Source organism: Pantoea agglomerans, from assembly GCF_020149765.1.
In the GTDB taxonomy this organism is placed as follows: Bacteria; Pseudomonadota; Gammaproteobacteria; order Enterobacterales; family Enterobacteriaceae; genus Pantoea; species Pantoea alvi.
The window spans coordinates 2993345-3006585 of the sequence record NZ_CP083809.1 but is presented as its reverse complement, the minus strand read 5'-3'; the positions used below and the strand labels follow the sequence as shown (position 1 = coordinate 3006585).

Here is a 13241-nt window from a genome sequence, read left to right as displayed (position 1 = left end):
TTCGCTTTTCTTTTCCCGCCTGCTTCTTACGCCATGCTAAGCCGTGGCGGGCTGCATTTATGCCGCGTCGCCTGCGCTTTTTCATTCCTGGCACAGCCTTTGCTTCTGTCTCTGCGTGTCTGAGGCGACTCACTTGTCTACTACCCGGAGGGGATGCAATGAAGCTGGTTACCGTGGTCATCAAACCGTTCAAACTGGAGGATGTGCGCGAAGCTCTCTCCTCTATCGGCATTCAGGGGCTGACCGTCTCTGAAGTCAAAGGGTTCGGCCGCCAGAAAGGCCATGCAGAGCTCTATCGCGGCGCCGAATACAGCGTGAACTTTCTGCCCAAGGTCAAGATCGACGTCGCTATCGCCGACGACCAGCTCGACGAAGTGGTGGATGTGATCAGCAAAGCGGCCTACACCGGCAAGATCGGTGACGGCAAAATTTTTGTCGCCGAGCTGCAGCGCGTCATCCGTATTCGTACCGGTGAAACCGACGAAGCAGCGCTCTAATTTCGGCTACGTAATCTGATGGGATGGAAAAAAATGAATAAAGCACTCACCTTGTTGGGCCTCATCAGCCTGTCGCTGTTACCGTCGCTGGCGATGGCTGCGCCGGCCGTAGCGGATAAGGCCGACAACGCCTTTATGATGATTTGCACCGCGCTGGTGCTGTTTATGACGATTCCAGGGATCGCGCTGTTTTACGGCGGCTTAATCCGCGGCAAAAACGTGCTCTCTATGCTGACGCAGGTGGCGGTGACCTTTGCGCTGGTCTGCGTGCTGTGGATTGTGTATGGCTATTCGCTGGCCTTCAGCGAAGGCAACGCCTTCTTCGGCAGCTTCCAGTGGGCAATGCTGAAAAATATCGAGCTGAAAGCGGTGATGGGCAGCTTCTATCAATATATCCACGTTGCGTTCCAGGCGTCGTTCGCCTGTATCACCGTGGGGCTGATTGTCGGCGCCATCGCTGAACGTATTCGCTTCTCCGCCGTGCTGATTTTTGTTGGCGTGTGGGTGACGCTGGCCTACCTGCCGATTGCACACATGGTCTGGGCAGGCGGCTTCCTCGCGCAGGATGGCGCGCTGGACTTCGCCGGCGGTACCGTTGTGCATATCAACGCCGCGATCGCGGGCCTGGTGGGTGCCTATCTGGTGGGCAAACGCGCCGGCTTCGGCAAAGAGGCGTTTAAGCCGCACAACCTGCCGATGGTTTTCACCGGCACGGCAATCCTCTATGTCGGCTGGTTTGGCTTTAACGCCGGTTCAGCCTCAGCCGCCAACGAAATCGCTGCGCTGGCCTTCCTGAACACCGTGGTCGCTACCGCAGGCGCCGTGCTCTCCTGGACCTTCGGCGAGTGGGCGGTGCGCGGCAAACCGTCGCTGCTGGGTGCCTGTTCGGGCTTTATCGCCGGTCTGGTGGCCATTACCCCAGCCTGCGGCTATGTAGGCGTCGGCGGCGCGCTGATTATCGGCCTGGTGGGCGGTCTGGCAGGACTGTGGGGCGTAACCTCCCTGAAGAGAATGCTGCGCGTGGATGACCCGTGCGACGTCTTCGGCGTGCACGGCGTGTGCGGCATCGTTGGCTGTATCCTGACCGGCGTGTTTGCCTCCTCTTCGCTGGGCGGCGTCGGCTATGCGGAAGGCGTCACCATGGGCCATCAGGTGTGGGTGCAGCTGTTCAGCGTCGGCGTGACTATCGTCTGGTCAGCAGTGGTCGCCTTTATCGGCTTTAAGCTGGCGGATATGATTGTGGGTCTGCGCGTGCCGGAAGAGCAGGAGCGCGAAGGTCTGGACGTCAACAGCCACGGCGAGAACGCTTACAACCAGTAAGCCGTCGGGCAGAGAGAAGCAGTGCGCTAAAAATAAAAAGCAAAAAGGGGCGACTATTCGCCCCTTATTTTTTGCCTCTTTGCCGCTGGCAGCTTATTCGCTGCGCTGACGCATCACCCCTTCCTGCACGGTTGAGGCGACCAGCACGCCCTGCTGGTTATAGAACTCGCCGCGCACAAAACCGCGCGCCCCTGAGGCGGAGGTGCTTACCACGCTGTAGAGCAGCCAGTCGCTGAAGTTAAAGGGGCGGTGAAACCACATCGAATGGTCGATGGTGGCGACCTGCATATCCGCCTCAAGAAAACCTTTGCCGTGGGGCTGTAGCGCCACCGGCAGGAAGTTGAGGTCGGAGGCGTAGCCAAGCAGATACTGGTGAATGCGCAGATCGGCGGGCAGCCCGCCGTTGGCGCGGATCCACACCTGGCGCACCGGCTCGTCGACGCGGCCTTTCAGCGGATTGTGAATCTGAACCGGACGTATCTCCAGCGGCCGCTCAGCGATAAATTTCTCGCGCACCTTTTCCGGCAGCAGATGCGCCATCTTTTGCGCCAAATCCTGCTCCGATGCCAGCGTTTCCGGGCCAGGCACCTCGGGCATGGCGTTCTGATGCTCAAAGCCGCTCTCAGGCGCCTGGAAAGAGGCGGTCATATAGAAAATAGGCTGTCCGTTTTGCACCGCGCTGACGCGGCGCGCGCTAAAGCTTTTGCCGTCGCGCAGGGTTTCCACATCGTAAATAATGCCTTTCTTGCTGTCGCCCGGCCGCAAAAAGTAGCTGTGGAAAGAGTGGATAATACGCTCTTCCGGCACGGTCTGTTTCGCCGCGTAGAGCGCCTGGCCGACCACCTGGCCGCCAAATACCTGACGCAGTCCTAAATCTTCGCTCTGGCCGCGAAAGAGACCCTCTTCCAGCTTTTCCAGATTTAATAAATTAAGCAGATTCTGCAGCGCCTGGCTCATAGTGCAATCCTCACAAAGTTAACCCGCTCAGTGTGAAAGATCCGACCAGTTTCCGTCAATCAAAGAGTGCAGCAGAGGCCGCGCGGAGCAGAGAGGAAATATCTGGATTTTATGCCAGGATTAACCACATAAGGCGAATGAAACCCCAGGCGAAGAATTCGCAGCCGATAATCATAGTGATCAGATGGAGACGACATCAATGAAACTCTGGCAAGTGGTAAGTGGTATTACCTTGATTGCAGCCGCTGCAGGCTGCGCCGATCACAGCAAACCGGTGCCGGTGCCGACGCTGGGGGCCAGCGCGGCAGGGCAACAGGCGGCCATTGCGCAGCCTAACGTGAGCGGTTCGGTCTATATCCGTCAGCGGATAGCACTGCCGCCTGACGCGGTGCTGACGGTTACGCTCTCCGACGCGACGATGGCGAACGCGCCGTCGAAAGTGCTGTCGCAGTGCGCTGTACATACGCAGGGTAAGCAGGCGCCGTTCCAGTTCGTGCTGCCGTTTAATCCGGCCGATATCCAGCCCAACGCGCGTATTCTGCTGAGCGCGGCGATCACTATCGACGGCAAGCTGGCGTTTATTACCGATACGGTGAAGCCGGTTATCAACCAGGGCGGCACCAAAGCGGAACTGCTGCTGGTGCCGGTGCCGCAAACTGCGCTGCCTACCCAGCCCGGCGCGGTCACCACGGTGCCGTCAACCTCGCCAACGCAGGTTACGCCATCTTCTTCCGTTCCTGCGCCAACCAGCCTGTAACCTGAGAGAAGCGGGGCGCTCTCGCCCCGCTGTCAGGGCTGCCAGCGATAAGCGTCCAGCGCGATGCGGCCATCGTCGCTGATTTCAACGCCTTCCGCCGCCAGCGCGTCGCGCTGTCTGAGCAGATCGTCACCCTGCAGGGAGATTGCGCCGTGGCGGTTAATGACGCGATGCCAGGGGAGCTGGCTGCCGGGCGGCAGCCGACGCAGAACGCCGCCCACCTGACGCGCCGCGCGCGGCGACCCCGCCAGGCGGGCGATATCGCCGTAGGTGGCGACTTTACCTGGGGGAATAGCGGCAACAATATGCCATATGCGCTGCTGAAAATTCTCCTGGGGATCCATACTGGCCTTCCATAGAAGCAAAAACGCTACTGTAGCACAGCGAGGTGGCCGTCTGGTGAGACGCATTGTTCAAGAAAACAACGGTCATCCGGGCGGCGCTTGCAATTGGCGGGGGCTTCCCTGATAATGCCCCCGCCTTCGAAAGAGGGCTTGTCAATGGAGGCTCTGTTGGTCCTCCCGCAATGCTAACTTGTGAACTCGGTCAGGTCCGGAAGGAAGCAGCCGCAGCAGGCGACGCGTGTGCCGGGATGTGGCTGGCAGGGCCTCCACCACTTTCTCCCCTCGAAAAATCCCCAGACGTCTCCCATAACCGCCACTCCATGGCGCGTTAAAGATTTATTTAGAATAAAGCGGGTGGGTTGCAGCAAACGGGAAGGAAAAACAGTGTGTTAACGCACAAACTTCCATACTGAACCAGGGACTTTGTCGTAAAGCTTATTCATCGTCAGTTCAGCAAGACGATGGTCGGCGGCAGAGTAGAATACCGCCAGTTCATCATCAGATAACTCATACTTATTCTTTTCAATTACGCGCTCAAGCGTATCGATCGATCGGCAGCGTCTCAGCCGCATCAAATAATCAGTTTTCGTCAGATTTTTATCGTTCATAAATAAACCGGTCTCATGTTTACCTAAATGGAGTGGCTGGGTTGCTGAAGAAAAGCGCACTCTTCGCTAAACAGATTAAATAAGCGTCGAGCGGAACGCTGCCACTGATTCAGATCCTGCGCGTTGATACCATAATTAGTGAATAGCATAAAGGTATCGTCAAGATAGTCGTCGATCTGCGTTATCAAATCTTCATCTTCAGCATGCTTTATTTTGTAATTCATCGTGAAAGAAGCAATGTGCTCAATCAAATCATTAAGCTGTAAATTGTTCTCAGAAGTCGGGTCGTTAAGCCAGCCGTGATGGCTGTCGGTCAGCGTCGCCATACTTTCGTCAAACAGGTTCTCACACAGGAATTTAAGCTGGGCAATATCATGCCGTTTCGGTGAGTACTCGTCCATCTTTTTCCCCTCCATAGCTTGCACGGATACCGCTGCGCGGCGAGTTAAGGTTAAGCGGCCAGGAAGTGATTACGAATTGCGGTCAAAGCTTGGGATACATTAAATATAAAACACAATCATTAGATTTGCTCACCTCAATTACCAAATATTACAATTCGTCGGCGGGGGAGGGTTGCTGGTTGGCTATCAGCTCAAACTCAAGCCTGCCGGGCAGAACCTGAAACAGAACCTGCTCTTCACGGGTAAAAACTTCATTTAAATCCAGACAAGGACTAAATATATGCCCGTCAAATTGATAAAGCATTTTAAAACGATTACTGGCTAACTTTTCAACAGACTTTATTTTAAAACTCTCTGGAACTAACTGTGCATGTGGTGAATACCAGTGCAAATCACCTGCCAGAGGTTGTGCTATTTTGGGAATATTCCGTTGGATAAACGCCGTTAATTCTGGGACGGTCGGGTTTTCCGGGTTGATATTGCTTTCAAGCTGCAGAGACATTTCATTTACCGCTTCAGTAGATTGTTAAACCGATCATTAGACTTGTGCAACCACTTTGCAACGCCTCTTTTAACGACAAAATCTATTGTTGTTATTCATAAAGGCTTTTTCCTCAGTGAATCAGATAAATGGCATGCCGATTTGCTGAGCGAAAACGCGCTGCTGATACCTTTTGAAACATATTACCTGCACGTCCCAATCTCAATATGCGGTAGATTGTTGTTATGTTATAACATAATGAGTTAATCATGAGTCAAAGTGGAATGCTGCTTTCGCTGGGCGGAAGAGTCGCGGTTGCCTTGTTCATTATCGCTCTGCTGGCGCTGGCGATAGCGTGGGGAGTCGCATCATGATGCGTTTTAACCGGCTGCAGGCGGGCTATCAAAACAGAGCGGTGACGCCGGTTATTGATGCCGAATTAGCCTCCGGAAGCATGACGGCGCTGATCGGCGCCAACGGCAGCGGTAAATCGACGCTGCTGAAAACCATTGCCGGACTGATAAAACCGGTGGCCGGAAGGTGCGATCTGCAGCTTCCTCAGAAGGCTATCGGCTGGATGCCGCAGCGCAGCGAACTGGAGACGCGCTTTCCGTTAACCGTATTTGAGCTAGTGTCGATAGGCTGCTGGCCGCGCTGCGGCTGGTTCGGCGGCATCAGCCGCAGCATGCGGCAGGAGATCGACCAGGCGCTGGATGCGGTTCAGATGCGCGATTTCGCCAGCGCGCAGCCCGCCACGCTGTCGGGAGGCCAGCTGCAGCGCGTGCTTTTCGCCCGCCTGCTGCTGCAGCGTAGCCCGCTGTGGCTGCTGGATGAACCTTTTAACGGTATCGACAGCAAAACGGTGACGCTGCTGATGTCGATCCTGCAACAGCAGCAGCAGGCAGGTACCACGCTGCTGGTGGTGCTGCACGACCGACCGCTGGTGGCGCGCTATTTCAGCGAGGTGCTGTCGCTGGACGAGGCGGTCAGCGAAGTGCCGGTCGCGCCGCGGAGCCTGGCCTCATGACGCTGATTCAGCCTTTTATTGAATTTGGCTTTATGCGGCGCGCCCTTGTCGCCTGCGTGGCGCTGGCGGTCAGCGCTACGCCGCTCGGCGTCTTTTTATCGCTGCGCCGCATGAGCCTGATTGGCGATGCGCTGTCGCACGCGGTCTTGCCCGGGGCGGCCATCGGCTACCTGATTTCGGGCCTGTCGCTGGTGGCGATGGGCATCGGCGGGCTTATCGCCGGGCTGGCGGTGGCGCTGCTCTCAGGGGCGGTAAGCCGCTACACGCCGTTAAAAGAGGATGCCAGCTTTGCCGGCTTCTATCTGGGCTCGCTGGCGCTGGGCGTCACGCTGGTATCGCTGCGCGGATCAAGCGTCGATCTGCTGCACGTGCTGTTCGGTTCGCTGCTGGCGGTAGATAACCCGGCGCTGCTGCTGGTCGGCGCCATCGCCGCCTTTACTCTGCTGATGCTGGCAATTATCTATCGTCCGCTGGTAATTGACGCTTTCGATCCCGATTTTCTGCGCGCGCAGGGCAAATGGAGCGCACCGCTGGTGCATGGGCTGTTTCTGATGCTGGTGGTGCTCAACCTGGTAGCGGGCTTTCAGGTGCTCGGCACCCTGATGTCGGTCGGGCTGATGATGCTGCCTGCCGCCAGCGCCCGTTTCTGGAGCCGACATCTGGCATGGATGCTGGCCACTGCGATGGCGCTGGCGATCGCCGCCGCCGCGATCGGGCTGATGCTCTCCTGGCGCTTCTCGCTGCCGGCGGGGCCGGCGGTGGTGCTGAGCGCCGCGCTGCTCTTTTTTCTTTCCATTCTGGCAGGACCATGCGGCGGCATTTTGCGCCGCCATTAAACAGGGGTATTTATGAAGACGTTATCATTGAGCATGGCGATCGGCGCGCTGCTGATCAGCCCGTTATCCATGGCGAAAACCGTGAACGTTGTCGCCAGCTTTACCGTACTGGCGGATATCGTAAAGCAGGTGGGGGGCGAGCACGTTAACGTGAAGTCGCTGGTCGGGCCGAATGGCGATCCCCATACCTTCGAGCCGACGCCGCAGGACAGCCAGGCGCTGGCTGGTGCGGATCTGGTATTCGTAAGCGGCCTGGGGCTTGAGGGCTGGATGGATCGGCTGGTGAGCGCTTCGGGCTACAAAGGCGACGCGGTGGTCGCCTCGCGCGGAGTGGCGACGCGCAGTATGGAAGAGGATGGCAAGAGCGTTACCGATCCCCACGCGTGGAATAGCATGCGCAACGGGGTTATCTACGCCACCAATGTGATGAACGCGCTGATCAAGGCCGATCCGCAAGACGCCGAGGCTATTCGCCGCAGCGGTGAACATTATATCGAACAGCTGCAGACGCTGGATGGCTGGGCAAAAACCGCCTTTGCGGCGATACCGGTGGCGAAGCGCAAGGTGCTCACCAGTCACGATGCGTTCGGCTATTTCGGGCAGCGCTACGGCGTGACCTTCCTGGCACCGGTCGGCTTCTCTACCGAATCGGAGGCGAGCGCCAGCGAGGTCGGCGGGCTGATCAGGCAGCTCAAGGCCGAGCATATTCACAGCTACTTTATTGAAAACCAGACCGATCCGCGCCTGGTGAAACAGATCGCCAGCGCAACCGGCGCCCAGCCCGGCGGCGAGCTTTATCCAGAGGCGCTGTCGCAGCCTTCTGGCCCGGCGCCCACCTATGTCGCGGCGTTCCGCCACAATGTCGACGCCATGATCCGCAGCATGAAATAAAAAAGGCCGGGGAATTCCCCGGCCAGTTATCACGACACCTTCTAACGTTTTTTCTTTCTTCCCTGTACCGCCTTAAAGCGCGGATTCGATTTGCAAATGACAAAAACGCGACCGTGACGGCGCACGACTTTGCAATCCTTATGACGTTTTCTGGCCGACGCCAGCGAATTTAATACCTGCATCTTCAGCGACCTTATTTTTTAAGAAAGCGACCAAAGCGCTGGTTGAAGCGCGCGGCGCTGCCCTCTTTAGCAAACTCTTTCTGCTTGCCGGTGTAATAGGGGTGAGAAGCGGACGAGACGTCCAGCGTCATATAGGGCAGGGTCTCGCCTTCAAACTCGATAGTGCGCTCCGTTTTAATGGTGGAGCCGATTTTGAAATATTTATCGACGGTCGTGTCGTGGAACACCACCGGACGGTAATCAGGATGGATATTCGGTTTCATAACGCCTCGCAAATGTTATGTTATAAAGTAACATTATTATGGCGCGCGGCGACGCGAAATGCAACCCATGCTGGCCAGGGCGATCGGAGCTTTTGCCCACTCTTTTGGTGGAAACCCAGGCTGGCTGGTGAAGAAGGGGGAGGCGGCTTGAGTTTTTTTGTCACTGGGGAAGCTGTCCGTGCTGGCGCAACACCCATAAAAAAGGCCGCTTGCGCGGCCTTTTATCATTCAGCAAAGATTAATGCTGATGGTTCTGTTCGGTCGGATGACCTTTTTCCAGCTCCGATTTGTTCTTGCCGAAGCGGCGGCGCACCACCACGAAGAACACCGGAACGAAGAATATCGCCAGCGCGGTCGCCGTGACCATCCCGCCCATTACGCCGGTACCGACGGCGTTCTGCGCGCCGGAACCTGCGCCGGTGCTGATCGCCAGCGGCAACACGCCGAGAATAAAGGCCAGCGAGGTCATCAGAATCGGACGCAGACGCATACGACAGGCTTCCAGCGTCGCTTCCACCAGGCCTTTGCCCTCTTTCTCCATCAAATCCTTGGCGAATTCGACGATCAGAATGGCGTTCTTGGCCGACAGCCCGACGGTGGTCAACAGACCTACCACGAAGTAAACGTCGTTACTCAGTCCGCGCAGCGTGGTAAAGATCAGCGCGCCGATAACCCCGAGCGGCACCACCAGCATAACTGAGAACGGAATCGACCAGCTCTCATAGAGCGCTGCCAGACAGAGGAAGACCACAATCAGCGAGATGGCGTAGAGCGCAGGCGCCTGGTTGCCGGAGAGGCGTTCCTGATAGGACATGCCTGTCCAGTCATAGCCGATGCCCGCAGGCAGTTTCGACGCCAGCTCTTCCATCAGGTTCATCGCGTCGCCGGAGCTTTTGCCTGGCGCAGCCTGGCCCAGAATCTCCATTGACGGCAGGCCGTTATAGCGCTCCAGACGCGGCGAGCCGTACTGCCACTTCGCCGATGAGAAGGCGGAGAAGGGCACCATATTGCCGCTGCTGTTGCGCACATACCATTTGCTGATGTCGTCCGGCAGCATACGGTCTTTCGCTTCGCCCATTACGTAGACCTTCTTCACGCGACCGCGATCGATAAAGTCATTGACGTAAGAGCCGCCCCAGGCTGCGCCGAGCGTGGTGTTGATATCGGAGATCGATACTCCCAGCGCCTGCGCTTTTTCCTGATCGATAGTCAGTTTGTACTGCGGCGTATCTTCCAGGCCGTTGGGACGCACGCCCACCAGCGTATCGGAGTGCTGCGCCACCATGCCCAGCAGCTGGTTACGCGCTTCGGTCAGTTTTTCATGACCAAGGTTGTTCTGGTCGATCAGCTCAAAGTCGAAGCCGGTCGCGTTCCCCAGCTCGATAATCGCCGGCAGGTTGAACGGGAACACTGACGCATCTTTGATCTGGCCCAGCGCGACCATAGCGCGACCGGCGATAGCCGGCACCTTCAGATCGCTGTTGCTGCGTTCATCCCAGGGTTTCAGGCTGACGAAGGCGATACCGGTGTTCTGACCACGGCCGGAGAAGCCGAAGCCGTTAACGGTAAACACCGACTTGACGCTGTCCTTCTCTTTATTAAGGAAGTAATCAGTAATCTGATCCATGACCTTCTGCGTACGCTCTTGCGTCGCGCCCGCAGGCAGCTGCGCCTGAGCGAGCAGCAGGCCCTGATCCTCTTCCGGCAGGAACGAGGAGGGGAGGCGCAGGAACAGATAGGCCATACCCACCACGATTACCAGATAGATCACCAGATAGCGGCCGGTGCTGCGCACGATATGGCCAACGCTGTCGACGTAGTGGTTGGTGCTCTTGTCAAACAGGCGGTTAAACCAGCCGAAGAAACCGGTGGTTTTGCCGTGATCGCCTTTTTTGATCGGCTTCAGCATCGTGGCGCAGAGCGCCGGCGTCAGGATTAACGCCACCAGCACCGACAGCGCCATCGCAGAAACGATGGTGATGGAGAACTGGCGATAGATAACCCCGGTGGAGCCGCCGAAGAAGGCCATCGGGATAAAGACCGCCGAGAGCACCAGCGCAATACCGACCAGCGCGCCCTGAATCTGCTCCATCGAACGCTTCGTCGCCTCTTTAGGCGGCAGCCCCTCTTCGGCCATCACGCGCTCAACGTTCTCAACTACCACGATGGCGTCATCCACCAGCAGGCCGATGGCGAGCACCATACCGAACATCGTCAGCGTGTTTATCGAGTAGCCGAAGGCGCTGATGATGGCAAACGTACCGAGCAGCACAACCGGTACCGCGATGGTTGGGATCAGGGTGGCGCGGAAGTTCTGCAGGAAGAGATACATGACCAGGAACACCAGCACGATCGCTTCAAACAGGGTTTTGACCACTTCAAAGATAGAGATCTTAACGAACGGCGTGGTGTCATAGGGATAAACCACTTTCAGGCCGGCCGGGAAGGTCGACTGCAGTTTGCCCAGCTCCGCCTTCACCGCGTTGGCGGTATCGAGCGCGTTCGCGCCGGTCGCCAGCTTGATACCGATACCGGAAGCCGGTTTACCGTTATAGCGCGCGATAACCTCGTAGTTCTCGCCGCCCAGCTCGATTTTCGCCACGTCGCGCAGGCGAACCTGCGAACCGTCGGTGTTCACCTTCAGCAGAATTTTGCCGAACTCATCGGTCGAGGTCAGACGCGTCTGCGCAATGATTGAAGCGTTGAGCTGCTGGTTCGGCGCGGCAGGTGCCCCACCCAGCTGACCCGCTGCGACCTGGGCGTTCTGGGTGTTAATGGCGCTGATGACGTCGACCGGCGTCAGCTGATAGTTATTCAGCTTTGCCGGATCCATCCAGATACGCATCGCATACTGCGCACCGAAGATCTGGGTATCGCCGACGCCCGCGGTACGGCTGATGGGGTCTTTAAAGGTTGACGCAACGAAATCGGAGATATCGTTCTGGGTCATTGAACCGTCATCGCTGACGAAACCCGCCACCATCAGGAAGCTGCTGGAGGATTTCTGCACCTGAATACCCTGCTGCTGCACTTCCTGCGGCAGCAGCGGCATCGCCAGCTGCAGTTTGTTCTGCACCTGGACCTGCGCGATATCGGGATCGGTGCCGGATTCAAAGCTCAGGGTCAGCTGCAGGTTACCGGAAGAGTCACTGTTTGATGAGAAGTACATCAGCCCATCAATACCGTTCATATTCTGTTCGATAACCTGCGTTACGGAGTCCTGCAGCGTTTTCGCATCGGCGCCCGGATAGGCGGCACGAATCTGCACGGCCGGCGGAGCAACGTTGGGATATTGCTCGATCGGCAGCTTAAGAATCGATAGCGCACCCGCCAGCATCACGATGATGGCGATTACCCACGCAAAGATGGGGCGATCGATAAAGAACTTAGCCATGTATCAACGGCTCCTGTTAAGACGAAGTTTTTTCAGACTGGGTCTGAGATTGCGCACCGGCGTCAGATTTCTGCTCGGCAGCGACTTCCTGCGGCGTCACCTGAGCGCCTGGCTTCGCGCGCTGCGTGCCGACGCTGATTACGCGTTCACCCTCTTTCAGACCAGAGGTCACCAGCCATTTGTCGCCGATCGCCTGCGAGGCGTTGACGCTGCGTACTTCAACCTTGTTGTCCGCGCCAACCACCATCACGGTCGCCTGACCGGTCGGCGTGCGGGCCACGGCCTGCTGCGGAACCAGCAGCGCATTCGGGTTGGTGCCTTCTTCCAGACGCGCGCGGACGAACATGCCCGGCAGCAAACGGTGATCCGGGTTCGGCACGATAGCGCGCAGGGTGATCGAGCCGGTGGTTTCGTCAACCGTGACGTCGGAGAACTCCAGCGTGCCTTTCTGCGGCGATTCGCTGCCGTCCTGCATCAGCAGGGTAACGGTTGCTTTGCCATCGACCTGCTTCAGCTGGCCAGACTCCAGCTCAGCGCGCAGGCGCATAAACTCGTCGCTGGACTGGGTAACGTCAACATACATTGGGTCGAGCTGCTGCACAGTGGCCAGCGCGGTGGTCTGCGCACTCTGCACCAGCGCCCCTTCGGTCACGGACGATTTGCCGATACGACCGCTGATAGGCGAGGTCACTTTGGTATAGGCCAGATTGATGCGGGCGGTTTCGACGTTTGCTTTTGCTACCTGCACGGCAGCCGCGTTCTGCGCGGCGGTGGCGACGGCGTTATCGTAATCCTGCTGGCTGATATATTTGGTGCCGAGCAGCGGCTTGTAACGGTTAACCGTCAGCTGCGCGATGCGGGCGTTGGCTTCTGCCTGCGCCAGATCGCCTTTCGCGCTGTCGTAGCTTGCCTGGTAGGTAGCAGGATCGATCTGATAAAGCGATTCGCCCGCTTTAATATCGCTGCCTTCCACAAAATTACGCTTCAGAATGATACCGGAAACCTGAGGACGCACTTCAGCCACGCGGTAGGCGGAGGTGCGGCCCGGCAGCTCCGTGGTGATCTTCAGGGGTTCGCTTTTAAGGGTGACAACCCCCACTTCCGGCGGGTGCTGCTGGGCGGCTTGCTGGGATTTATTATCATCACATCCTGTTAACACAAAGCTGCCTGAAAGCATCAGGACGGCCGCCAGAGGCGATAATCCTCTGTTTTTATTCATAAATAAACCTCTAGTGTCCGATATCAATTGATCAATGGATCACAAACCGATAAACCCATTGCTG

15 protein-coding genes and 1 other RNA gene are annotated in these 13241 nt (G+C 57.4%); 7 read left to right on the top strand and 9 right to left on the bottom strand.

Annotated features, from left to right (window positions below):
- The first annotated feature begins 158 nt into the window (after positions 1–158).
- Both glnK and amtB read left to right on the top strand, forming a co-directional pair.
- Positions 159–497 (top strand): P-II family nitrogen regulator, encoded by a 339-nt coding sequence (glnK, locus tag LB453_RS17190; protein WP_033752690.1) that lies wholly within the window; start codon positions 159–161, stop codon positions 495–497.
- Between the two features lie 33 nt (positions 498–530).
- Positions 531–1817: an ammonium transporter AmtB gene (gene amtB, locus LB453_RS17185; protein WP_033788819.1), complete on the top strand. Its 1287-nt coding sequence runs from the start codon at positions 531–533 to the stop codon at positions 1815–1817.
- A 93-nt stretch (positions 1818–1910) separates the two neighbouring features.
- Here the strand turns inward: amtB and tesB are convergent, their stop codons facing one another.
- Positions 1911–2774, bottom strand: coding sequence for an acyl-CoA thioesterase II (tesB, locus tag LB453_RS17180; protein WP_033788820.1), 864 nt, complete (start codon positions 2772–2774; stop codon positions 1911–1913).
- Positions 2775–2973: 199 nt separating this feature from the next.
- Between tesB and LB453_RS17175 the strand changes: the two genes are divergently transcribed.
- A complete protein-coding gene (locus tag LB453_RS17175; RefSeq protein ID WP_224481531.1) occupies positions 2974–3531 on the top strand; it encodes a YbaY family lipoprotein in 558 nt (185 codons plus the stop codon).
- 32 nt (positions 3532–3563) lie between these two features.
- Here LB453_RS17175 and LB453_RS17170 read toward each other — a convergent pair whose 3' ends face one another.
- Positions 3564–3875 (bottom strand): MGMT family protein, encoded by a 312-nt coding sequence (locus tag LB453_RS17170; RefSeq protein WP_103795083.1) that lies wholly within the window; start codon positions 3873–3875, stop codon positions 3564–3566.
- A 166-nt stretch (positions 3876–4041) separates the two neighbouring features.
- Here LB453_RS17170 and ffs point away from each other — a divergent pair.
- Positions 4042–4138, top strand: an RNA gene (gene ffs / locus LB453_RS17165) — signal recognition particle sRNA small type.
- 126 nt (positions 4139–4264) lie between these two features.
- On the opposite strand, the gene LB453_RS17160 is transcribed toward ffs, so the two are convergent.
- From LB453_RS17160 to LB453_RS17150, 3 genes are all read right to left on the bottom strand, one after another.
- Positions 4265–4483, bottom strand: a complete 219-nt coding sequence (locus tag LB453_RS17160; RefSeq protein ID WP_033752683.1) for an HHA domain-containing protein — start codon at positions 4481–4483, stop codon at positions 4265–4267.
- 23 nt (positions 4484–4506) lie between these two features.
- Positions 4507–4884, bottom strand: coding sequence for an Hha toxicity modulator TomB (gene tomB / locus LB453_RS17155; protein WP_224481530.1), 378 nt, complete (start codon positions 4882–4884; stop codon positions 4507–4509).
- Between the two features lie 148 nt (positions 4885–5032).
- Positions 5033–5386, bottom strand: coding sequence for a hypothetical protein (locus tag LB453_RS17150; protein ID WP_103795081.1), 354 nt, complete (start codon positions 5384–5386; stop codon positions 5033–5035).
- A 349-nt stretch (positions 5387–5735) separates the two neighbouring features.
- On the opposite strand from LB453_RS17150, the gene LB453_RS17145 reads away from it, so the two are divergent.
- The 3 genes from LB453_RS17145 to LB453_RS17135 are packed head-to-tail and all read left to right on the top strand — an operon-like array spanning position 5736 to position 8119.
- Complete coding sequence (locus tag LB453_RS17145) at positions 5736–6392, top strand: metal ABC transporter ATP-binding protein (protein ID WP_103795080.1); 657 nt, start codon at positions 5736–5738, stop codon at positions 6390–6392.
- Positions 6389–7228, top strand: a complete 840-nt coding sequence (locus tag LB453_RS17140; RefSeq protein WP_103795079.1) for a metal ABC transporter permease — start codon at positions 6389–6391, stop codon at positions 7226–7228. Before LB453_RS17145 ends, LB453_RS17140 begins: the two co-directional genes overlap by 4 nt.
- Positions 7229–7240: 12 nt before the next feature.
- Positions 7241–8119 carry a metal ABC transporter substrate-binding protein gene (locus LB453_RS17135; RefSeq protein WP_103795078.1) on the top strand — a complete coding sequence of 293 codons (879 nt, stop codon included), beginning with the start codon at positions 7241–7243 and terminating at the stop codon, positions 8117–8119.
- A 41-nt stretch (positions 8120–8160) separates the two neighbouring features.
- On the opposite strand, the gene ykgO is transcribed toward LB453_RS17135, so the two are convergent.
- From ykgO to LB453_RS17115, 4 genes are all read right to left on the bottom strand, one after another.
- Positions 8161–8301 carry a type B 50S ribosomal protein L36 gene (gene ykgO / locus LB453_RS17130; protein WP_103795077.1) on the bottom strand — a complete coding sequence of 47 codons (141 nt, stop codon included), beginning with the start codon at positions 8299–8301 and terminating at the stop codon, positions 8161–8163.
- 11 nt (positions 8302–8312) lie between these two features.
- A complete protein-coding gene (locus LB453_RS17125) occupies positions 8313–8564 on the bottom strand; it encodes a type B 50S ribosomal protein L31 (protein WP_103795076.1) in 252 nt (83 codons plus the stop codon).
- A gap of 238 nt (positions 8565–8802) precedes the next feature.
- On the bottom strand, positions 8803–11958 hold the full coding sequence (locus tag LB453_RS17120) for an efflux RND transporter permease subunit (RefSeq protein ID WP_224481529.1): 3156 nt from the start codon (positions 11956–11958) through the stop codon (positions 8803–8805).
- Between the two features lie 16 nt (positions 11959–11974).
- Positions 11975–13177 (bottom strand): efflux RND transporter periplasmic adaptor subunit, encoded by a 1203-nt coding sequence (locus LB453_RS17115; protein WP_103795074.1) that lies wholly within the window; start codon positions 13175–13177, stop codon positions 11975–11977.
- Between the last annotated feature and the right edge of the window lie 64 nt (positions 13178–13241).